This window comes from Alkalimonas mucilaginosa (assembly GCF_036327005.1).
Taxonomy (GTDB): Bacteria; Pseudomonadota; Gammaproteobacteria; order Enterobacterales; family Alteromonadaceae; genus Alkalimonas; species Alkalimonas mucilaginosa.
On record NZ_JAUGZK010000001.1, the window covers coordinates 122460 to 145552 of the forward strand.

16 protein-coding genes are annotated in these 23093 nt (G+C 52.7%); 11 read left to right on the top strand and 5 right to left on the bottom strand.

What is annotated here, in order from left to right:
* The first annotated feature begins 32 nt into the window (after positions 1-32).
* The 8 genes from uxaC to QWF21_RS00580 all read left to right on the top strand — a co-directional run bounded on the left by uxaC (position 33) and on the right by QWF21_RS00580 (position 10523).
* Positions 33-1478 carry a glucuronate isomerase gene (gene uxaC, locus QWF21_RS00545; protein WP_330086082.1) on the top strand — a complete coding sequence of 482 codons (1446 nt, stop codon included), beginning with the start codon at positions 33-35 and terminating at the stop codon, positions 1476-1478.
* A 34-nt stretch (positions 1479-1512) separates the two neighbouring features.
* A complete protein-coding gene (locus QWF21_RS00550; protein WP_330086083.1) occupies positions 1513-2979 on the top strand; it encodes a mannitol dehydrogenase family protein in 1467 nt (488 codons plus the stop codon).
* On the top strand, positions 2979-3623 hold the full coding sequence (eda, locus tag QWF21_RS00555) for a bifunctional 4-hydroxy-2-oxoglutarate aldolase/2-dehydro-3-deoxy-phosphogluconate aldolase (protein ID WP_330086084.1): 645 nt from the start codon (positions 2979-2981) through the stop codon (positions 3621-3623). The genes QWF21_RS00550 and eda overlap by 1 nt, the downstream gene beginning before the upstream one ends.
* 10 nt (positions 3624-3633) lie before the next feature.
* A complete protein-coding gene (locus tag QWF21_RS00560; RefSeq protein WP_330086085.1) occupies positions 3634-4590 on the top strand; it encodes a sugar kinase in 957 nt (318 codons plus the stop codon).
* Between the two features lie 76 nt (positions 4591-4666).
* A complete protein-coding gene (locus tag QWF21_RS00565; protein WP_330086086.1) occupies positions 4667-6292 on the top strand; it encodes an NADP-dependent glyceraldehyde-3-phosphate dehydrogenase in 1626 nt (541 codons plus the stop codon).
* A gap of 175 nt (positions 6293-6467) precedes the next feature.
* Positions 6468-8375: a molecular chaperone DnaK gene (gene dnaK, locus QWF21_RS00570; protein ID WP_330086087.1), complete on the top strand. Its 1908-nt coding sequence runs from the start codon at positions 6468-6470 to the stop codon at positions 8373-8375.
* Between the two features lie 56 nt (positions 8376-8431).
* A complete protein-coding gene (gene dnaJ / locus QWF21_RS00575; RefSeq protein ID WP_330086088.1) occupies positions 8432-9565 on the top strand; it encodes a molecular chaperone DnaJ in 1134 nt (377 codons plus the stop codon).
* 142 nt (positions 9566-9707) lie between these two features.
* On the top strand, positions 9708-10523 hold the full coding sequence (locus QWF21_RS00580; RefSeq protein ID WP_330086089.1) for a M48 family metallopeptidase: 816 nt from the start codon (positions 9708-9710) through the stop codon (positions 10521-10523).
* Between the two features lie 11 nt (positions 10524-10534).
* On the opposite strand, the gene QWF21_RS00585 is transcribed toward QWF21_RS00580, so the two are convergent.
* Positions 10535-11878 (bottom strand): Na+/H+ antiporter NhaC family protein, encoded by a 1344-nt coding sequence (locus tag QWF21_RS00585; protein WP_330086090.1) that lies wholly within the window; start codon positions 11876-11878, stop codon positions 10535-10537.
* 347 nt (positions 11879-12225) lie between these two features.
* On the opposite strand from QWF21_RS00585, the gene QWF21_RS00590 reads away from it, so the two are divergent.
* Entirely contained in the window at positions 12226-13251 is a 1026-nt protein-coding gene (locus tag QWF21_RS00590; RefSeq protein ID WP_330086091.1) for an SGNH/GDSL hydrolase family protein, read from the top strand.
* 52 nt (positions 13252-13303) lie between these two features.
* Here QWF21_RS00590 and QWF21_RS00595 read toward each other — a convergent pair whose 3' ends face one another.
* Both QWF21_RS00595 and QWF21_RS00600 read right to left on the bottom strand, forming a co-directional pair.
* Positions 13304-14233, bottom strand: a complete 930-nt coding sequence (locus QWF21_RS00595) for an SPFH domain-containing protein (RefSeq protein WP_330086092.1) — start codon at positions 14231-14233, stop codon at positions 13304-13306.
* Positions 14234-14259: 26 nt separating this feature from the next.
* A complete protein-coding gene (locus QWF21_RS00600; RefSeq protein ID WP_330086093.1) occupies positions 14260-14691 on the bottom strand; it encodes an NfeD family protein in 432 nt (143 codons plus the stop codon).
* A 212-nt stretch (positions 14692-14903) separates the two neighbouring features.
* Between QWF21_RS00600 and QWF21_RS00605 the strand changes: the two genes are divergently transcribed.
* Positions 14904-16058, top strand: coding sequence for an iron-containing alcohol dehydrogenase (locus QWF21_RS00605; protein WP_330086094.1), 1155 nt, complete (start codon positions 14904-14906; stop codon positions 16056-16058).
* Between the two features lie 30 nt (positions 16059-16088).
* On the opposite strand, the gene QWF21_RS00610 is transcribed toward QWF21_RS00605, so the two are convergent.
* Complete coding sequence (locus tag QWF21_RS00610; protein WP_330086095.1) at positions 16089-20693, bottom strand: InlB B-repeat-containing protein; 4605 nt, start codon at positions 20691-20693, stop codon at positions 16089-16091.
* Positions 20694-21251: 558 nt separating this feature from the next.
* On the bottom strand, positions 21252-21848 hold the full coding sequence (locus QWF21_RS00615; RefSeq protein WP_330086096.1) for a phage tail protein: 597 nt from the start codon (positions 21846-21848) through the stop codon (positions 21252-21254).
* Positions 21849-22065: 217 nt separating this feature from the next.
* On the opposite strand from QWF21_RS00615, the gene dapB reads away from it, so the two are divergent.
* Positions 22066-22875 carry a 4-hydroxy-tetrahydrodipicolinate reductase gene (dapB, locus tag QWF21_RS00620; RefSeq protein ID WP_330086097.1) on the top strand — a complete coding sequence of 270 codons (810 nt, stop codon included), beginning with the start codon at positions 22066-22068 and terminating at the stop codon, positions 22873-22875.
* Positions 22876-23093: the final 218 nt, after the last annotated feature.

Genomic DNA, 23093 nt, shown 5'->3' on the forward strand with positions numbered 1-23093 from the left:
CCGGCTCACTGTCGACAACGTAGGAATGCACTATGATATCAGCTAATAGCAGGCCATCAGCGAACAGCACCTTAACCCTTCATCCGGATCGTCTATTCCCGTCGGATCCGACGGTACGGGCCATTGCGCAGCGCTTGTATCAGCATATCAAGGACTTGCCGATCGTCAGCCCGCATGGACATACCGATCCACGCTGGTTTGGTGACAATACCAATTTCGACAATGCCACCAGTTTGCTGCTGCTGCCGGATCATTATGTCTTTCGTATGCTGTACAGCCAGGGCATCTCGTTGGAATCGCTTGGCATTCGCCGTCGCGATGGTGTGGTGGTAGAGCAGGATTACCGCAAGATCTTCCGTATTTTTGCCAGCCACTACTATCTGTTCCGTGGAACGCCATCGCGCATCTGGCTCGACAGTGTGTTTCATGATGTCTTTGGCCTGACTGACACCCTGTCGGCCGATACCGCCGATCATTATTACGACAGCATCAATGCGCAGTTGGTAAAACCGGAGTTTGCACCGCGCGCTTTGTTGGATCGGTTTAACATTGAAGTCATCGCCACCACCGAAGGTGCGTTAAACGATTTACGCCATCATGCCAAGCTTAAAGGCAGCGGTTACGAACAGCGGGTGATCACCACCTTCCGTCCCGATGATGTGGTGGATGCCGACAGAGCCGACTTTGCCGCCAACATCGCCAAACTTGGCGAGCTTACCGGTGAAGATACGTACAGCTGGCCAGGCTATCTGGCAGCACTGCGTAAGCGCCGGGCCTTTTTCCGTGAGCATGGTGCCACTGCCACCGATCATGGTCACCCAACAGCCATCACCGCCGATTTACCGGCCAATGAAGCGGCAGCCTTGTTTCAGCGCTGCCTTACCGGTGAATCCAGCTTGGCTGAAACCGAGCTGTTCCGCGGCCAGATGTTGACTGAAATGGCAGGCATGAGCCTGGAAGATGGCATGACAATGCAAATCCATCCGGGCGCGCATCGCAATCACAATGCGGTCATTTTTGAGCGCTTTGGCCCGGATAAAGGTGCCGATATTCCCAGCCCGACTGAGTTTGTCAGCAACCTTAAACCCTTGCTGCAAAAATACGGCAACGAAGCAGGTTTGAACATTATTCTGTTTACTCTGGATGAAACCACTTATGCCCGTGAGCTGGCGCCATTAGCAGGCCATTATCCGGCATTAAAGCTGGGCCCGGCCTGGTGGTTCCACGACAGCCCGGAGGGCATGCTGCGTTTTCGTCATCAGGTTACCGAAACGGCTGGTTTTTACAACACCGTTGGCTTTAACGATGATACCCGGGCATTTTTGTCGATCCCGGCCCGGCACGATGTGGCGCGTCGTATTGACTGCCGCTTTCTGGCCTCGCTGGTCGCTGAGCACCGGTTGACGGAAGAAGAGGCCATGCAGGTCGCCTACGATCTGACCTATGGTCTGGTGAAAAAAGCCTATCAACTGGCGTAAAGGGCAGTACCACAACATGGGACAAGACAACGTTATGCAGCCATTATCCAATCAGACGCTCAGCAGTTTGCAAGGCAAGGTGACCTTGCCTGACTACCGGCTGCAAGCCCGGCAGCCAGGCATCGGCATGGTGCATTTAGGGCCTGGTGCTTTTTTTCGTGGCCATCAGGCCTGGTACACCGAGCAGGCTCTAAAGCAAGGCGGTGACTGGGGTATTTGTGCGGTATCGATGCGCTCGGGCGAGGTGGCTAAAGCGCTGAACCCGCAAGATGGGCTCTATACCCTGGTGGAGCTGGATAGCGCGATCCGCTATCAGGTCATTGGGGCCGTGCAAAAGGTGCTGGTGGCGGCAGAGCAGTATGCCGAGGTGCTGGCGCAGCTAAGCGCTGCCGAAACCCGTTTTGTCACTTTGACCATTACTGAAAAAGGCTATTGTCTGAATGCCGCCGGCGAGCTGGATCTGCAGCACCCGGAGATCCGTCAGGATCTGAAGCGTCAGACCCAACCCATCACCGCCATTGGCTTACTGGTCACTGCACTGCAAGCCAGGTATCAGGCTGGGGAAGCTCCTTTTTGTGCGATCAGTTGCGACAATCTGACCGACAATGGTCATAAACTAAAGCGCGCCTTGGTTCGTTTTGCCCGGGAATGGGACCCGGTATTTGCCAGTTGGTTGCAGAGCATGAAAAGCCCCTGCACCATGGTGGATAGTATCACTCCCGCCACCGATGATGCACTGCGGCAGCAGGTCGCCAATGAGCTTGGTCTGGCCGATGCCTGGCCGATTAAGCGTGAGTCCTTTTTGCAGTGGGTGATTGAAGACGATCTACCCGCAGAGCGGCCCGACTGGCAAAGTGCCGGTGTGATTTTTGCTGCTGATGTCAGTGCTTTTGAAAAAGCCAAGTTGCGCTTGTTGAATGCACCGCACTCCACGCTGGCTTACCTGGGGTGTTTGCTGGGCTACGAAACGGTATCCGATGCGATGCAGGATGACAGCCTGGTTGCGCTGATCAAGCGGATGATTGCTGAGGATCTGATGCCATCCTTTCGCGCACCAGCGGAGCTCGATACCGGTCAGTACAGCGCCGATATTCTTCAGCGCTTCCAAAATCCGGCCATTCGTCATTTGCTGGCGCAAATTGCCTGGGATGGCTCGCAAAAGCTGCCGATGCGGTTGCTGCCTGCAGTGCGCGACAATCTGGCCAGTGGCAGCTCCATTCGCTACCTGGCACTGGCAGTGGCGGCCTGGTGTCGTTTTATCTGTCTGCGTCAGCAAAGCACAGTGCCTCTGGTCGATCCTTTGGCCGAACAACTGCTGGCGGTCGCTGCCAGTTGCACCGGCGATGCAACCGCCGATGTAGCGCGATTTTTGCGTCTGAGCGCTGTCTTTGGCCGCGATTTAGCTACCGAACCACGTTTTGTCGAGGCTTTGACCGAAGCGTATCAGCATTTAACTGACGGGGTGGTCAGTGCCTTGTCGCATTACACAGGAGTTGCCTGATGGCTGCATTATCTCCCCTACTGCGTGGACCGGCCTTGTTGCCCATTATTCAGGCCGATAGCCCGGACGAAGCAGTACAGATTGCCGCTGCTTTGCAGCAAGGCGGTATTGGCTCGGTTGAAGTGGTACTGCGTACCCGTCAGGCATTGGCTGCCATTACCGCCATCCGCGATGCCTTACCCGAGCTGCTGGTTGGCGCCGGTACCATTTTGTCGGCCGGGGATGCCCTGGCCGCTAAAGCGGCCGGTGCTGAGTTTCTGGTGAGCCCGGCCAGTACGCCGGCGCTGTTGGATGCCATGCTGGCAACTGGTTTGCCGCTGGCTCCCGGGGTGGCGACGCCCTCCGAAATTGCGATGGCACTGGAAGCGGGTATTCATGAAGTGAAATTTTTTCCGGCGCACTTGTCTGGCGGTATCGAGATGCTGAAAGCCTTGCGTGGCGTGTTTCAGCAGGTGCGCTTCTGTCCGACCGGCGGCATCAGCCAGCACAATGTGGCAGACTTTCTGGCATTGCCGAATGTATTTGTGGCTGGCGGTTCCTGGCTAACCCCTGTTACGCTGGTGAAAGCCCAGGCCTGGTCGCAGATCACGGCACTGGCACAGCAGGCGACCGAGCTCGCCAATCAACAAAAGGCAGCGGCTTAAGGAGCAATGGATGAAAAAACGCATGGTGATGATGGGCGAGTGCATGGTGGAAATGTATCAGTTGGTTGAGAATGTCTACCATCAGTCCTTTGCCGGTGATGTGTTTAATACTGCTGTGTATCTGAAGCGCAGCTGCGAACAGCCGGTCGACGTGCAGTTTTTCACCGCGGTTGGCACCGATTTGATCAGCGATAAACTGGTGCGGGCGGTCGAGCGTGAGAAGCTGGATACTCAGTTGATGCTTAGAGCCAAAGGTGCCCGGCCAGGCCTGTACATGATCAACACCGATGCCTATGGTGAGCGCAGTTTTGTCTACTGGCGTGAAACCTCAGCGGCCCGTCAGGTGATGCAGTGCTTTGCCAGCCAGTCCTCTGTAGAACAGTTGCTGGGGGCGGACATGTTTTACTTCTCCGGCATCAGCCTGGCCATTTTATCCGATGCCGATCGGCGGGCTTTGTTCGACCTGATTCACCAGCTAAAAGCCCATGGCAGCCAGGTGGTGTTTGATCCGAACTACCGGCCAGCGCTTTGGAGCAGCCAGGACGCATGCCGTGCAGCATTTACCGAGGCCTATCAGTTGGCGGACATTGCCATGCCGGGGCTGGACGATCACAAGGTGTTGTTTGAGCACAGCACTGTGGCCGAGGTGCAGGCATTTTTACAGCAACTGGATGTGGCTGAGATTATTGTGAAAGATGGCAAAAATGGCGTGGTTGGGACTTATCTGGATGAAGGCTTTGCCGCGCCGGCGCATCAGGTGAAAAAAGTGGTGGATACCACTGCTGCAGGTGATTCTTTTAATGGGGGTTATCTTGCGGCCCGGCTGGCCGGCGTCGCGCCGGAAGATGCGGTGAAATACGCCGCCAGGCTGGCAGCTTTTGTGGTGGAGCATACCGGCGCTATCGTCAATAAAGAGCATTTTCAGCGCTTTTGGTCACGCCATCGCCCATCCACTTTTATCAGTTAATAAAGCAAGATCCGGACGACCGGACAACAACAACCAGGCCACTCCTCAGGCAACCCTGCAAACGAAGGAGTCCAACATGAGTTTAGTACGCTTTTTTCCAACGGCAGCCGAGCTGCCGGCCGATTGTCCGGCACAGCATCCGCTGACCCAGCGGGACTATTTGCTTAATGGTGAGTTGCTGGCATGGCCCGGTGAGCTTAGCCCAGTGTATAGTCCTGTCCAGCAACGAGTGCAGCACGATGAGAGTGAGGCGTTACAGCCGTTGTTGCTCGGCTATACGCCACTGCTGGATGTCGACACAGCGCTGCAAGCGTTGGATGCAGCGGTAGCAGCCTACGACTTAGGGCGCGGTGTCTGGCCACGCATGCCGGTACTGGAACGCATTCAGCATGTCGAACAGTTTCTGACACAGATGCAGCAAAAACGCGATCAGGTGATCCAACTGCTGATGTGGGAAATCGGCAAAACCTACCCCGATGCAGCCAAAGAATTTGACCGCACCTGCGATTACATCCGCGATACCATAGTGGCGCTGAAACAGCAGGACAGAGCAGCCAGCCACTTTGTGATTGAAGAGGGGACCTTAGGCAAGATTCGCCGGGTGCCGGTGGGGGTTGCCTTGTGCATGGGGCCCTTCAATTACCCATTGAATGAAACCTTTACCACCTTGATCCCAGCGCTGATTATGGGCAATACCGTGATCTTTAAGCCGGCCAAGTACGGTGTCTTGTTGATAGAGCCATTGCTGCAGGCCTTTCGCGACAGCTTCCCTGCCGGGGTGATCAACGTGATTTATGGCCGGGGCCGCGATACGGTTGGTGTTTTGATGGAAAGTGGCAAGATTGACCTCTTCGCTTTTATTGGCACCAACAAAGGGGCCAGTGATCTGAAAAAAATGCACCCCAAACCGCACCGACTGCGTGCTGTGCTGGGGCTAGATGCTAAAAATCCGGCCATCGTGCTACCGGGTGCTGATCTTAACCGCACCGTGGCAGAATGCGTGGCCGGTACTTTGTCGTTTAATGGCCAGCGCTGCACCGCATTAAAAATTTTGTTTGTGCATCAAAGCCTGGTCGATGAGTTTTTGGCGGCGCTGACTCCGGCGGTAGAGCAATTGCCCCTGGGCATGCCCTGGCAGTCGGGTGTGAAAATTACTCCGTTGCCAGAGCCAGGCAAAACCGACTTTCTTCGGGCGTTGCTGGACGATGCGACCGCAAAGGGTGCAAGGGTTTGCAATGCCGACGGCGGCGAACGTATGGGTTCTTTGTTTCGGCCTGCGATTTTGTATCCGGTCAATGCCAAGATGCGGCTGTATCATGAAGAGCAGTTTGGCCCCTTGATTCCGGTGGTACCGTATCAGGATGTGCAGCAGGCGATTGATTATGTGATTCACTCCAATTTTGGTCAGCAATTGAGCCTGTTTGGTCAGGATCCGGTTCAACTGGGTGAACTGGTGGATCTGTTTAGTAATCAGGTGGGGCGCATCAATATCAACAGCCAGTGTCAGCGTGGACCGGACAGCTTTCCGTTCAATGGCCGTAAAGACTCGGCCGAAGGCACGCTCTCTGTGGTGGATGCGCTGCGGCAATTTTCCACTCCGACCGTGGTGGCTGCCAAGTACCAACCGGCAGATATCGAGCTGATCAAAGCCATGGTGCAGCAACGCAGCTCGCACTTTGTCTCGACCGACTTTTTGTTTTAGCCACACATGAGCGGCAGATAAAAGGGGACTTGGTGCCCCTTTGCTCTGTCGGATGGCTGAACCGTGGCCGGAGGTAGAAAAAATTTAAATCCGTATCCTTGAATCCAGTAAGGTTAATCCCCATTAAGCTGCTAACACGAAATTATCTGTTCTGAATTAGATTTGGAGAGCCGTTATGGGTAGAATTATTGGTATCGACTTGGGTACAACCAACTCTTGTGTTGCTGTATTAGACGGCGACAAACCACGCGTGATTGAAAATGCCGAAGGCACCCGCACCACGCCTTCCATCATCGCTTACACCGACGATGGCGAAACTTTGGTTGGCCAGCCGGCCAAGCGTCAGGCGGTCACCAACCCACAAAATACCTTATTTGCCATCAAGCGTCTGATTGGTCGTCGTTTTGAAGACGAAGAAGTGCAGCGCGATGTCAGCATCATGCCATTCAAAATTGTCAAAGCCGACAATGGCGATGCCTGGGTTGAAGTCAAAGGCAAAAAAATGGCAGCGCCGCAGATTTCTGCCGAAGTGCTGAAAAAGATGAAGAAAACCGCCGAGGATTTCCTGGGCGAAGCAGTAACCGAAGCGGTTATTACTGTACCTGCTTACTTTAACGATGCACAGCGCCAGGCCACCAAAGATGCCGGTCGCATTGCAGGCCTTGATGTAAAACGCATCATCAACGAGCCAACGGCAGCAGCACTGGCGTATGGTATGGACAAGAAAAAAGGCGACGCCAAAATCGCAGTGTACGATTTAGGTGGCGGTACCTTTGATATTTCCATCATCGAAATCGACGATGTTGATGGCGAGCAAACTTTTGAAGTACTGGCCACCAATGGTGACACTCACTTAGGTGGTGAAGACTTCGACAACCGCTTGATCAACTACCTGGTCGATGAGTTCAAAAAAGAGCAGGGCATTGATCTGCGCAACGATCCATTGGCGATGCAGCGCTTAAAAGAGTCGGCCGAGAAAGCCAAAATTGAGCTGTCTTCTGCCTCTCAGACCGAAGTCAACCTGCCGTACATCACGGCCGATGCTTCTGGTCCTAAGCACTTGAATATCAAGGTGACCCGCGCCAAGCTGGAGTCGCTGGTGGAAGATTTGGTGAAGCGTACGCTGGATCCATTAAAAGTAGCATTGAACGATGCCGACTTGAGCGTTGGCGATATCGACGAAATTATTTTGGTCGGTGGTCAAACCCGGATGCCAAAAGTGCAGCAGGCGGTGACTGAATTCTTCGGCAAAGAGCCACGCAAAGACGTCAACCCGGACGAAGCCGTTGCGGTAGGTGCTGCGGTGCAGGGTGCTGTACTGTCAGGTGATGTTAAAGACGTGCTGCTGCTGGACGTTACCCCACTGTCATTGGGTATTGAAACCATGGGCGGTGTGATGACCAGCCTGATTGAGAAAAACACCACCATTCCGACCAAGAAGTCGCAGGTGTTCTCAACGGCAGAAGACAACCAGTCGGCAGTTACGATTCATGTGCTGCAGGGCGAGCGTAAGCGCTCAGCCGACAACAAATCGCTGGGTCAGTTTAACTTAGAAGGCATCCGCGGTGGCCGTCGTGGCGAGCCACAAATTGAAGTCACCTTCGATCTGGATGCGGATGGTATTCTGCACGTGTCGGCGAAAGACAAAGACACTGGCAAAGAGCAGAAGATCACCATCAAGTCGTCTTCTGGCCTGAGCGATGACGAAATCCAGGCCATGGTGCGCGATGCCGAAGCCCATGCCGAGGAAGACAAAAAGTTCGAAGAGCTGGTGCAAACCCGTAATCAGGCCGATGCACTGGTGCACGGCACCCGCAAGCAGTTGGAAGAAGCTGGCAGTGATTTGGCAACCAACGATAAGGAAGCCATTGAAGCGGCGATCAGCGAGCTGGAAACGGCCATCAAAGGCAACGACAAGGCGGATATTGAAGCCAAGTCCGAAGCTCTGATGCAGGCAGCGCAGAAACTGATGGAAGCGGCGCAGCAAAAAGCTCAGCAGGGCGGTGATGCCGGTGCGACGGATGCGGGTGCGGCTGATGATGTGGTTGATGCCGAGTTCGAAGAAGTCAAAGACGACAAGTAATGTTCCACCCGGGCTGCGCTCTGGCGCAGCCCTCTAACATAAGTTAGCCCGTATCTATGTCAAAGCGTGACTATTATGAAGTACTGGGCGTCGAGAAAGGCGCCGATGTCAAAGACATCAAAAAGGCTTACAAACGCCTGGCGATGAAGTATCACCCGGACAGAACCAAAGGCGATAAGGATCTTGAAGTGAAATTCAAGGAAATCCAGGAAGCCCATGAAGTTCTGACGGATGAGCAAAAGCGTGCGGCCTACGATCGCTATGGTCACGACGGCGTGGATCCAAGCCGTGGTGCTGGTGGCTTTGGTGGCAATGCCGACTTTGGCGATATTTTCGGCGATGTGTTTGGCGATATTTTCGGTGGCGGTGGCCGTCGCGGTCAGTCGCGGGCGCAGCGTGGCTCCGATCTGCGCTACAACCTGGAACTGAGCCTGGAAGATGCTGTGCGCGGCAAATCGGTCGATATCAAGGTACCGACCTGGGTGTCTTGTGACAGCTGCGATGGCAGCGGTGCGAAAAAAGGTACTTCGGCCAAGACCTGCCCAACCTGTCATGGCGCGGGCCAGGTTACTATGCGGCAAGGCTTTTTTGCTGTGCAGCAAACCTGTCCGACCTGTCATGGCCGCGGTAAAATTATCCCGGACCCATGCAGTAAATGCCATGGCGAAGGCCGGGTGGAGAAAACCAAAACCCTGTCAGTGAAAATTCCGGCCGGTGTTGATACCGGCGATCGCATTCGTTTAAGTGGCGAAGGCGAAGCGGGCATGCATGGTGCACCGGCAGGTGATCTCTATGTGCAGGTCCATGTGAAAGAGCACCCCATCTTTGTGCGTGATGGCAACAACCTGTACTGCGATGTGCCTATTAGCTTTGCCACGGCAGCGCTCGGTGGTGAAATTGCGGTACCAACGCTGGATGGCCGGGTTAAGCTAAAAATTCCGGCTGAGACCCAAACCGAGAAGATGTTCCGGTTGCGCGGTAAAGGCGTGCAGTCGGTGCGTGGCGGTGGCGTTGGCGACCTGGTGTGCAAGGTAGTGATTGAAACCCCGGTCAATCTGAGCGAGCAGCAAAAAGAGCTGTTGCGCCAACTGGATGCGACCATGGCCGGTGACAGCGAAGCCAGGCACAGACCCAAATCCAAAGGTTTTTTCGATGGTGTGAAAAAGTTCTTTGATGATTTAACCAGTTAAATCATTGCTTGGTTTTTTGTTAGAAACCACAGCTCAGAACCGCAGCCCTAAACCGCAGCAATAGTGCTGCGGTTTTTTTATCATTGGTGATTCTGCCAGCCTCAGATACAATAAATAAACAGTCTTTCATAGGGATATCATCATGCGTAAGTTTTTCCTGATTGCCGTAGTGGCAGTACTTATCTTGGCCGCCTGTGCTCAGTCACCAACCGGGCGCCGGCAAATTATGTTGTTCAATGAAAGCCAGCTCAGTGGCATGGGAGCACAGACCTTTGAAGCCATGAAAGAAGAGCTGACCATTTCAGACAACCGTCAAACGCAACGTTATGTGCAGTGCATCGCTGATGCTTTGTTGAAAGTCACGCCAGAGCAGTACATGGGTAATGAGTGGGAAGTAGTGGTGTTTGCCGATGATCAGGTCAATGCTTTTGCACTGCCTGGCGGTAAAATTGGCGTCTACACCGGTTTGCTAAAAGTAGCAGAGAATCAGCATCAATTAGCAGCGGTGATGGGCCATGAAATTGGTCATGTGATGGCTGGGCACGCTAATGAGCGATTATCACGCAGTCAACTGGTGCAAACCGGGTTGGTGTTAACCGATGCGGCGACCCGTGCTGCCAATCTTCGTTTTCAACAGGAGATGATGGCTGGGCTGGGGTTGGGTTCACAGGTTGGTTTGTTGCTGCCTTTTAGCCGTGAACATGAGAGCGAAGCCGATATTATCGGGCTGGATCTGATGGCGCAGGCCGGCTTTAACCCGGAGCAGGCGGTGGATTTATGGCGCAATATGGCAGCGGCCAGTGGCGGCCAGCGCAGCCCTGAACTGCTATCCAGCCACCCGGTACCTGAGAACCGTATCCGGGCACTGCAACAACGGATGCCGCAAGCGTTAGCGACTTACCAGCAGCGCCGGGCTCAGGGTAATCTGCCGAACTGTGGCAGCCCGGGCCCGCTGTAATACTCTGCCAGTTACTGTTGTAAGTCAGGCTTGGTTGCTGTGATTGGCTTTAACAGCAACCAAAGCAAGGCTACTACTGCCAGCGCCATGCAGTAAAAGCTGGCACTGACCACCTGCCAGGGGCTTAAACCAAAGCTGGCAGCCAGCAGCAGGGCCTGAGCACCATAAGGCAGCAGGCCCTGACTGATGCAGGCAAAAATATCCAGCAAGCTGGCACTGCGCTTAGGTGTGATGCCATGGTTTTCTGCCAGTTTACGGCTGATATCACCACTGATCACAATGGCAACGGTGTTGTTGGCGACGCAGAGATTGGTACCAAACACCAGGCTGGCGATGCCAAGCTGGCCACTGCGCTCGGCTTTCATTTTCACTTTATCAAAGAAAGCACTGAGCCGGGATGACAGCCAGCCCAGGCCACCTTGCTGCTTGATAAACTCGCCCAGACCACCAATAAACATCGATAGTAAGAAAATCTCCTGCATCGAGGCAAAGCCAGAGGCCATATCCTGGCCAAGGTTGCCCAGCGGATAGTCACCAAACCAGGCCCCTTGCAAAGCTGCCAGCACTATACCAAGTGCCAGCACCGCAAAAACATTGAGTCCCGCTACTGCCAGCACCAAAATCGCTACATAGGGCAGGGCTGCGCTCCAGCTGAACTCTTTGGCAGCAATCTCGGCCGGTACACTGCCAAACCAGATGTAGCCTAATAGCACGATAGCAGCAGCCGGCAGTGCCAGCTTCAGATTTTCGCGAAATTTATCTTTCATCCGTGCGCCCTGGGTACGGGTGGAGGCAATGGTGGTATCGGAAATAATGGAGAGGTTATCGCCAAACATGGCACCGCCCAGTAAGGCTCCAGCCAGCAAGACCGGCGATAAGCCAGTTTGCTCTGCCATTACCACCGCAATAGGAGCTAAAGCGCCAATGGTACCCATGGAAGTACCCATCGCCAAAGCGATTAAAGCAGCAATCAGAAACAACCCTGGGACCAACAGGGAGGGCGGCACCAAACTGAGGCCGGCATTGACCACGGCATCAACACCACCGGTGGCTACCGCCACACTGGAAAAAGCACCGGCCAGCAGGTAAATCAGGCACATGGTTAAAATGGTATTCTGGCCTGCACCGCGGATCAGGGTTTCCACCGCTTGTTGCATCGAGGTGCGGTGCAGCAGCATGGCAATGATCAGCGCCGGTAATACAGCAATATGGGCCGGCAGCTGATAAAACGCATAATCCACCCCCAGGCTTTGGTAGTAAAGCCCGGCGCCTAAAAACAGCAGCACAAAGCTTGCCAGTGGTAAAAAGGCGAGGGCGCCATACTGGCGTGGGGTAACCATCAAATGTTCTGGCATGCATCATCTCCGACCAGTGAATAAATCGCGCTGACTATATAGATGTCCAGACGTCCTGTCAACGCCTTATCAATCTGTCTGTCACTATCCTTTACGGTATTTTCTTTGTGTATTCAATGCTTTTTTAACTACTGACTGCTCTGATCAGTTCTGATAGCTTGCTTTGTGCATGCATGGCGTATATTCAGGTTGTGTCTGATAATTTTACAATGCAGCAAGCGCCCAGCTGATAAGACCTCCGACAAGTCGACGAGACCTTTGTTTGAAAAATAGGCACGATTATTGCCGTGAGATCTCCGAAGGCGGGTTTAACGCCTGAATAAAAACAACAAACAGGGTAGATAACTATGAAAATAAAACTATTTAAGCAACAACTCATAAGACTTCAAACCTTTTTCACCGCACTGGTCTTCACTTTACTGGCAACTCCCGCACTGTCTGCACCGATGTTCTCGGATATGTATATCTTTGGTGATAGTTTGTCCGATACCGGTAATACCAGAGCGGCAGTTCCATTGGGTAGTTGGGGACCTATCGCTGCCGAGGCTGGCTATGGTTCGAATGGACGCTTTTCCAATGGCGATCTGTGGCATGAGTTTATGGCAGATGATTTGGGATTAAGTACTTCACGCTCCAGTGCCGGAGGTAATAACTTTGCCTACGGAGGTGCTCGAATTGACAATGCTACTGGTGTATCCGCTGGTGTGCTTCGTCAGTGGGATACCTATCAAAATCGCTTTGGTGGCGCTGTGATGGATCCTGCTGCACTTTATGTAGTCTGGGCTGGTGGCAATGATATGCGAGATCTGGTGGGAAGCTCTGCGCCACTAATGATGATCACCTCTATCATGGGGAACTTTCAGACCATGCTGACTGAAATGATCCTGGGGGGAGCCTCTACTTTATTAGTACCAAATTTGCCGGATCTTGGCAGTATTCCAGAGTTTCGCAGTGGGGCAAACAGTGGCTCAGGCAATGAAGTTAGTACCTTGTGGAATCAGGCATTGCAACTTATGTTGATCAGTTTGGCGAGCCAATATCAGGTTGATATCTATATGCTGGATGTCTTTGGTATTTTTAATTCAATCCTGTCAGATCCTGCTTCTGAAGGTTTTGTAAATACAACCGGAGAATGCCGCTCTATTAGGAGAAATTTTCTCGGAGCTGCTTCTGAGGTCAGCTGTGCCAATGCCCATACCTACGTGTTTTGGGATGAAATCCATCCTACCAGCCGGGCACATCAGGTACTTGGTCGCGAAGCCTATGCTTTACTTGCATCCGGTCAAACGGTGACTTTCCAGGTACCAGCGCCTGCTACCTTGCTGTTGCTGGTTGCTGGTTTGATGTTGATACGCCTGCGTCGACGGGCATAAGCTCGAAGCAAAAAAACGGGCCGCGATGCGGCCCGTTTCTTAGGTAAAACTGTTAGAACTTTTTACCACTAAGCAATTCCTGAATGGCTCCGACGGAGCCAAGCACATTGCTGGTTTCAATTGGCAGGAAGATGCGATCACCTTCTTTGGCGATATTGGGCAGGGTTTGCAGATATTCACGACCAAGCAAATAGCCAATAACCGTATCGGAGCTGAGCTGGCCATCTCCGGATGATAATACTTCCTCAATTGCTTTACGCTGACCCTGAGCGCGCAAAATTGCGGCTTCTTTTTCACCCTGGGCACTTAAAATGGCGGCTTCCCGTTCACCCTGAGCCCGGGCAATGGCGGCTTGCTTTTCACCTTCCGCTTCGGTCACGGTGGCGCGGCGCTGACGCTCAGCGGTCATTTGCTTGCGCATCGCTTCCTCAACATCGATTGGCGGTGCAATATCCAGCAGCTCTACCCGCACTACTTTGATGCCCCAGCCATTGCCGGCATCATCCAGCACCAGGCGCAGCCGTTCGTTGATTTCCTCACGCGACTCGAAAATAGAGTCCAGTTCCATCCGGCCGATCTCTGCCCGCAATGAGGTTTTAGCCAGTACTTCGACTGCCTGGATGATGTTTTCCACTTCGTACACTGCTCTGACCGGATCCAGGATCCGGAAATAGAGCACACCATTGATGGTGACCGTGACGTTGTCTTTGGTGATAACGCTCTGGCCTGGAAAGTCCAGGACCGCTTCACGCAGATCAATACGGGGTGTTTCAACGAATTTCAGGTTGCGCAGCATAATGATAGGGCGCGGTTTCTCAATAAAAGGTACAGTAATCTGAATGCCGGATTGCAAGGTACGGTTGTAGGTACCCAAGCGCTCAATTACCATGCATTCGCTGTTTCGCACGATAAAGATATTGTTCAGAATTAAAACGATGGCAAAACCTGCCACCCCGAGTAATAAAATCAATGCCAAATCCATACTTTGCTCCTTGTGTTTAAGTTGATCTAGTCTTTTGGTGCGACCAGCAAGGTAATGCCATCAATACGACAGACTTTCACCTCCTGACCAGCTTGCAACCAGCTCGAGTTATCACCGCTTGGCTCTGCTTTTACCGGATAGAAACTGCCGCTCATTTTAGCGACTAATTTGTCGCCATGCAGCTCTAACACCACACTTTGCTGGTAACCCGGTTCTGCCAGATTGACGGCTTTGGAAGTGCCCAACCCTTTTTTTCGCAACCAGAATGATAGTGGTAAAAACATCAGACAGCCAAAAGCAAACACAAACAGCGATTGGGTAAAGCTCAGCGCAAACAGCCAACTGCTAATAGCGGCTGAAAATGCCCCCATTGAGATAGCTAAAATAACGAAGGTACCTGTCATCAGTTCCACAATGCCAAATGCAATGGCAATAATAAACCAGACCAATGCCAACATCTTGATTTCCTTAAATTGCAACTTGGTTCACACTACTATACTAAGCTTTGACGCTAAGCCCTACTTTCTTTTTGTAACAGGGTTTAGCGACAGCCCACTATTTGGGTAAAAGTTCGGCAAACGGTGGGGAAGGTACGGTGTTTTTATCAGTAAAAGTGATACTGTTAAGCAAGCGTTGCGTACTATAGGCGTCAATCTACTCAGGAGTTTTTATGCAAAATTTTACTTTTTACAACCCGACTCGAATTGTATTCGGAGAACAGCAAATTGCTGAGCTGGCTGCGCTTATTCCTGAGGGGGCACGAGTATTATTCACTTATGGCGGTGGCTCCATTAAAAAAAATGGGGTTTATGAGCAAGTTGTGGCTGCACTGGCGGGCAAAGTTTATTTTGAATTTGGCGGTATTGAGCCGAATCCGTCCTTTGATACTTTGCTAAAAGCATCGGACTTGCTAAAAAGCGAACAGCTGGATTTTATTTTAGCGGTGGGTGGTGGCAGCGTGATTGACGGCAGCAAATTTATTGCTGCCGCAGCTTGCTACGATGGTGATGCTTGGGATCTGCTCTGTGGTAAAGCCAAAGTGCAGCAAGCGATCCCGCTAGGCTGTGTCTTGACACTGCCTGCCACTGGCTCTGAGAGCAATGGGAACTCGGTGGTAACCCGCTACAGCACCCAGGAAAAAATGGCCTTCTCCAGCCCACTGGTGTATCCACAATTTGCCATCTTAGATCCGACCACCACCTTTAGTTTGCCGCCCCGTCAGGTTGCCAATGGTGTGGTCGATGCCTTTGTTCATGTGATGGAGCAGTACCTGACGTATCCGGCGAACGCACCGGTGCAGGATCGTTTTGCTGAAGGCTTGCTGCAAACCCTGATTGAACAGGGACCTCAGGCGCTGGAACGGCCGGAGGATTATGCGGTTCGTGCCAATGTGATGTGGGCGGCAACCATGGCGCTGAATGGCCTTATTGGGGTCGGAGTGCCGCAAGATTGGGCCACTCATATGATAGGCCATGAAATCACGGCCTTGCACGGTCTGGATCATGCGCAAACGCTGGCTATTGTTTTGCCGGCTCTGATGCAGCAGCAACGTCAGCAGAAGCGTGACAAGTTGCTGCAATATGGCAAACGGGTTTGGCAGTTAGCCCATCAAGACGAGGAGCGTTTGATTGATGAAGCCATTAGTCATACCCGCGCTTTCTTTGAACAGATTGGTGTACCAACCCGATTAGCCGATTATGGCATTGACGCCAGTGCCATCGATAGCATGGTGGACCGTCTGGTGCAGCATAAGATGGTGAAACTGGGCGAGCATGGCGATATAACGCCGGATGTTTCCCGGCGTATTTTGCAAGCAGCTTTATAACGTCATATCTACAACATCCTGGGCTTGTGCTTAGAATGAATAGCGCAGGCCCAGGCTCCACATCCGTGTATTGAAGTGCTCGGTATTGTAGTGCGCAGCAGCAGCACTTAGTTGTAGCTGTGTGTTGAGCTGATAACCTATACCGAATTCGGCCCCCAGCCGAATGCGATGCCGGCGCTCGGCGGATTGCGCAGCAGTCCCTTCAAATCGATAGCGGCTACGGTTATCAAAGAGTGCCAACCGGACATATGGCTGCCAGAGCTCATTCAGAGCAAAGGAGCCGACCATGCTGAGCTCGGCACCTCTGCCTCGTTGTGGTTGAGCCTTCAATGTGGCTTGGGGCTGATTCTCCGGCAGGCCATCGTAATGCAATACCGCCTCACCTAAATCCAGCCAGCCGAACTCTGTTGCTAACCAGTGATTCCACCGGTAGCCAGCAAACAGACGATAGGCTTTGTCTGAGTTCGATTCGAGCGTGACGGTTCCAGTGACACCTGCCGCATTGAGCTTGCGTTCCACTGCACTTGCCAGATGACCGGAGCTATGGTTTTTGGCTTCACCTCCTTGCACGCCTAGATACCAGTCCTGACTAAATACTGTTATGGGCAGCAGTAACAGGCTGGCAGTCAACATTTTTAGGCCACTTCTAAGGCGGTTGTTTTGGTGATAGCGGCGCAGCATCACAAACACCACCAGCAATATGGCACTGACGAAACCCAGGCTACTGCCACTTGAAGTCACAGTGACACTGCTCGGTTGCCACTGGGCTTTTACCTGCAAATCTTGTGCAGGCATAGTGGTGGGTAGGGCCGGTGACCAACCACTAAAGGTATAACCGGAGCGTGTAGCTGTCGGTTCACTGATGGTGGCACCAAAGTCCAGCAGCAGATCAGGGATAGCCTGGCCTCCATCCACATCAAAGCGGATCACGTACTGGTTGATTTGCCACTGTGCGGTAAGCTGTACATCATCTTCTGGCATGGTGGCTGGAAACTCTGGCAGCCAGCCAGTGAAGGTATAACCTTCACGCGATGGTGGTTCAGGTGCTGTCAGCGCGCTACCAACCAAGGCAGTGATGGTGGCGACTTCACTGCCACCAGAACTGTCAAAGGAAACGCTGGCCATTTGTTGTTGTGCCAGCACGCCCGGATCACGAATGACACTGTTGGCACGACCATCATCGTCATTGGGTCCGCCATCTTCAATCGTTAGTCGGATGCAGCTATCACCCTGGTTCAAGCCGGAGCGCCAGTTATCGGATGAAACTACCGGACAGTTGCCAAGTGCATTGCGCGGAGCACTGTCGATGCGGTTGGCGTTGTCTTCAACAAAGTTCTGCCACCGGCCATTGACCAGCTTCCGCCAGACGGCGTTGGCTGGAATGCTTTGCCCTGCAGGTAAGGGGATGGCTACTGGCACCGACTCGCCAGGGCTTTGCAGTCCCACCACATCCAGATTAACAAGAAAACCCAACTGACGGAAACCGGTATCGTTGAGACTGCCCTCACGCAGTGCCAGGCCAAATTGGCCACTTTGCCATGACTCAAATTCACTATGCAAACCAAGCGTTAGTTGGTACAAACCAGGTATTTCAGCAAAGAGAACAGCCTGGCCCTGACACTGAGCCACCCGGTTGTTGCCATGACCTTGTGGGCATAAAGGCAGACGGTTGGGTTGGTTGCTGAACTGGTTCTGGCTGGAGGGGATGCCGCTGATGCCGCTGTTGCTGCAGTCAGCGACCGGGCAATCGGCTATGACGTTTAGTGCCAGCTCCAACTCACCTAAGCGGTCGCCGGCTTCTGCTGTCAGTTGCAGGTAGTGACGGCCTGTCGCCAGGCTGGACGGATCAAAGCTGGCCGTGGCACCGCTTTGAGTAATCTCCAGCCCCGCACCTTGCCAGTTATAGTCGGCGGCAATCCCTGACAGCTCTGTGGCACTTAGCTCTACCAAACCACCACTGCGCTGCACCACCAAGCCTGCAGTACCCGCTTGCATCACTGTGGCATCAAGTGCTAAAGGCAGTGGTGCTGTTTGTACCAGCAAATGATGGTGGTGCGGTGAGCCCAGCAAAGCCTGGGTAAGGTTGCTGTCTTGCAGTGAAATGTTTCCTGCATCGCCGCTGGTAGCGGTTATGGTGTATGCACGGCGTAGGTTATCGATTGCATTTAGTTCGAAATGGCTCGCCACATTAGCTTGATTGCCTTGAACCTGCACCTGTACCGGGTAGTCAATTGGCTCATCACTTAACCAAATGCTAAGTTGAGCCGGAACATTTTGCTGCACTGGTTGGCTGGCGGAGGTAAAGGCAATAAATGGCAGTACGTCAAAACTGACCATCACTTGCTCACCAGAAACGGAGTCGGTAAATTCAAAGCTATAACGCCCGGTGCGCTCAGCAGTAAATAGGTAGCTGCCATCGTCCTGCATGGTAAGCAACGTTGCAGCATCGGCCAGGTCGAGGAAATCGGTGGTACCGCTACGGGTCTGTTGCAGGGCGCTTAACACTTGCTCACCTGCGCCATTGCTAAGGCGGAAACGTCGTGTTTCCTGGCTAGCTGCCGGGCTGCTGTCTTCTACTTCAAGCGTTATGGCCAAATGGATGGTTAGACTGATATCGCAGTCGGCTTTGATCGCCGCAGTAATCACCTGATTGCCTGAGCGAGCGGCGGCACAGTTGCTGTCGATTTGTACAAATGTATCCTCTGCCACACTGAGCGTAAAGCTGGCACTGTTGCCAAAGTCGATTTGCTGACTGGCTGGCGTTATGCTGCCTTCGCCATGGATGCTTGCTGAAACCTGAAAGCGACTTTGCTCCCACTGTGCTGTGAGCAATCTATCCTCAGCTGGCATGGTTGCAGGCAGCTCCGGTTGCCAACCCACAAAGACAAAGCCTTCTCGGCTAGGTGGTTCGGGTGGGGTGATGTCAGTACCAAAGTTGGCAGTGATTGCAGCTACAGCAGAGCCTCCTGCGCTGTCGAATGTCAGAGTATAGCTGGCCTCATTGTATTGTGCCGTAATGGTGGTATCTGTGGTAATCACACTAAAATCGCTGGGGCTCCAACCTGTAAAAGTATAGCCCGGGCGAATGGGGTTGGCTGGTGCAGTTGCCCCGCTGCCATGGTTAACCACTTCAGTTTTCAGTACCGTTGCATCCCAGTCAACAAAGTTGACTGTATAGCTTTCAGCAGTCCACTGCGCTGTCAGGGTCTGGTTTGCTGCCGGCATGGTGGCCGGAATAGCCGGGTTCCAACCGGCAAATTGATAACCGGTTCGGCTAGGATTGGCTGGTGGGGTAATGGCACTGCCAAACTCCTGCGTAATGGCGGCGACCGCACTGCCGCCAGCAGAATCAAAGGTCAAGGTATAGCTATTGATGCTGTACTGCGCGGTGATGGTGGTATCGGCCGTGATATTGCTGAAGTCGCCGGGACTCCAGCCGGTAAAGCTGTAGCCAGTACGGCTGGGGTTGGCTGGGGCGGTGGCGCTGCTGCCATGGCTGACGGTTTCGGTTTTCAGTACGGTGCCATCCCAGTCGACAAAATTGACGGTGTAGCTGGGTGGAGTGACTTCAACCTGGAATGCTTGCTGAGCACTGTTACCGGCAGCATCGGTTACGGTAATGGTGATGGTGGACGTGCCGGTATCAGCCCCTGTAATGGAGACGGTGCGATTGGCTCCGCTTCCTCCCAATACTACATTGGCTAGCGGCACGGCAATGGTATTGGAGGATGCCCGGTTAACCGACAGGCTGCCGGCAGCTGTCAGGTTATCGGCTATGGTAAAGCCCAGCACAGCAGTGGATTGGCCGACACCGACCGTTTGATTGGCGATGGCCGTGATGGAAGGAGGCATGGTATCCACCAAAACACCCGTTGTATTACCCACACTGTTCAGGGTTACATTCAGGTTGTTGCCTGCGTTGTCCCGAATGGTGCCACCATTGAGCTGTAAAGTGCTTACTTCTATGCCATCCAGATCGTTATCGCCTGCCTGCACCGTGTAACGAAACATCACGGCTGTGGTGCCGCTGCCACTCAGGTAGCTGGCGAAGCGGCTGGTACCGCCGATATCCAGAGTGATGCGGGGCGTCCCGCCCATCGTATTTACCGTAAGGGCTTCAGAGGCATTGAGGGTGAAGTCCAGTGAGTGTCCTGTGCTGTAGATGTCGGAAGGAGGCACAGCTACAGAGTTCACGACAGGAGGAACATCATCCAGTACCGTGATGGTGAAGGCTTTCGCAAAGGTATTGGCGGCACTGTCGGTGGTGCGAATCCGCACGCTGTAATCACCAGCGGCCATAGCAGCTGCATTGTTGGTGCGCAACTGGCTGCCGCTGATATTAAATTGAGCATTGTGGTTATCACCAACACCGGCAACCAATTGGTAGCTGTGGATATCGCCATCATCCGGATCGACGCTGCTTAAGTTGCCAACCACGGCATTGACGCCGCCACTTTGGGCTACACTGCTGCTGCTTAGCAGAATATCGGTGGGTGGATCATTGGCGGCGGGAGCATCCTCCATCACCAGTTGGAATAACAGATCGTGAAGCGAGTCTTGGGTTTCATCGATATAAAATGAGCCGCCGGCATAAGGTGCAGCCACCCCGTTAAAAGCAAAATTTGTAAAACCCAAAAAGATATTAGTCCCGCCACCAGCAAAATAAAAAGTATAAGGCTCGTTGTTACTAAGGTTAAAGTTTGCGTCACTCATAGGGATAATGGAGTAATCATTTAGCCCTGTGGCTGCATGTAGCGAACTAGTACTGAAAGTAAAAGTCCCCAGGACAGTACCGATTAGCCCATCGCCCTGATACAGAGTTAGAGTTAGCTCATCAATAGCTAAGTTCTGATACCATGAAGACCCATATAGGCTCAGCAATCGCAACTCTTTAATACGGCCATCTCTGCAGGCAGTAAAGCTCTGACCTGAAGGGGATTGACGAAGCTCCATGCTCTCCGTTTCGGAGGGATCATTAACCGTGGAAGTAATGGTACATTCAGCCGCATGCAGGTTGCTTGAGAGCAGCACCGTACACAGCAGAACAAGCAGAGCGCTAAAATGTGTTAGGGTTGTCGGGGTTTTGCTGAATAAGAGTGACCACATAGCGCTATATCCTTTTTACTGAACAATCGTTCATCATGAACCATGAAAGCATCTAAGGTGGAGCCTGGGTAAGGCAATACCTTTTGGCTAGCTACGGCTTGGGTAAATCCCCTGCAGTGCAATAATAAAACTCACTGCCGTATAAGGTTGCATCAGGCTGACAGGGGCTCCTGCGCCTGCGTTGCCACTGCTGCCTTTCAGCTCGACAGCGGCATTCCCGCTCATTGGCTTTAAAGTAGTGTTGGGGGAGCTGCTGTAAGCATTGGTCGCATTAAAGCCAGACATTATTTTGGCCGGCACCACAGTTTCACCCGGCGTACTGGCATTGGCAGCTTCACTGGATGCTTGCTGTGCAATGGTAACGGCTGCGGTTGCATGCAAATCAATGGCGTGGCTGTGTGGAGGCATCTGTGCTGGTGTTAGGCTCTGCTGCTCTTGGCCCCCGCTTTGGCCGACCTGAAAATGACTAAAACCAGGGCTTTGGCCGGCACTAATGGGCACGCGTCCTTGCAAGTTAGGAAGTTTGAATGTCGTGGTGCCATTACCACCATAAGAGGTGCCTAAAATTGAAAAAAGCGCGGTATTGCTACTGATAGCAAGCTCCTGGCCGGCACAAAAAGCCCAGCCCTCAGGGGCATAGTTACCAGCAAACATCCGTATTTCACCCAAATAGGCTTCAATCATGAATGACTCCTTAGTCGTGGTAAAACTCTGCAACACAATTTGGCAGGTTATAAAGTTAGTCATAGACCAAGCGAAAAAAATAAACCTGATAAATCTCTGATAAATATTTTTTCAGCACAACAATGGGGGCTGCTGCTTGGTGGACCGTGTTATTGCTTCAAAGTTGGGCTTACTTCTGTTCTAATATTGCGCGATGATTCAATGGGTAGAAAACACAATGGCAAAAATAGGAATTTTTGGTGCCAACGGCCGGATGGGGCGTGCTTTGGTGCAGGTCTGTCATGAGCAGCAGTTGGATTTAGCTGCTGCTACAGTGCGGGCTGGATCCAGTTGGTTGGGACAGGATGCCGGTGAACTAGCCGGTTGTGGCCGCTTTGGTTTGCCGCTGGTGGCTACTTCTGCCGAAGCGGTGCAAAGTGCCGATGTCTGGGTGGACTTCACTATGCCTGAGCCGATGCTGGAGCATCTGTCCCTGGCCGTTGCAGCCCAAAAAGCGATGGTGATTGGGGTTACCGGCCTGACGGATGCGCAATATCAGCGCGTGCAGCAGGCCAGCACGCAAATCCCGGTCGTTTGGGCTCCTAATATGAGTGTGGGAGTTAACTTATTGCTGCATCTGGTGCAAACTGCGGCCAAAGTGATGGGGCAAACGGCAGATATCGAAATCATTGAAGCACACCATCGTTTTAAAAAAGATGCGCCGTCCGGCACGGCCATGGCCATTGGTGCCAGCATTGCAAAAACGCTTGGGCGCGATCTCGCAGACTGCGCTGTCTATGGCCGGGAAGGCATGACTGGCGAACGGGAGCACAACACCATAGGTTTTGCTACGGTTCGTGGTGGCGACATAATTGGCGATCATACTGCACTCTTTGCTGATTTAGGCGAAAGATTAGAAATAACTCACAAAGCAAGTAGCCGAATCACCTTCGCACAAGGTGCTATCAGGGCTGCCGTCTGGTTGCAAAATAAACAGCCTGGACTTTATTCCATGCAACAAGTGCTTGGATTGGCAGAGTTGAATTAAGTTTTTGCTGTTTAGTTACTAAAAAGCACTGAAAGTGATTGTTTTCCACAAACTTCAAAAAAGCATTAGACGTATCAGCCAAGTTGACATAAAATATCGAGAATTTGCCTGGGCGAATTGAGAGTCTCTCAATGTGGGGTAGGTATGCAGTTAATTAGCATATTTATTCTGTTTTGGGCTGCTAGTTGCTTTGGATTAAAAACGGGTGTTGAACGAAC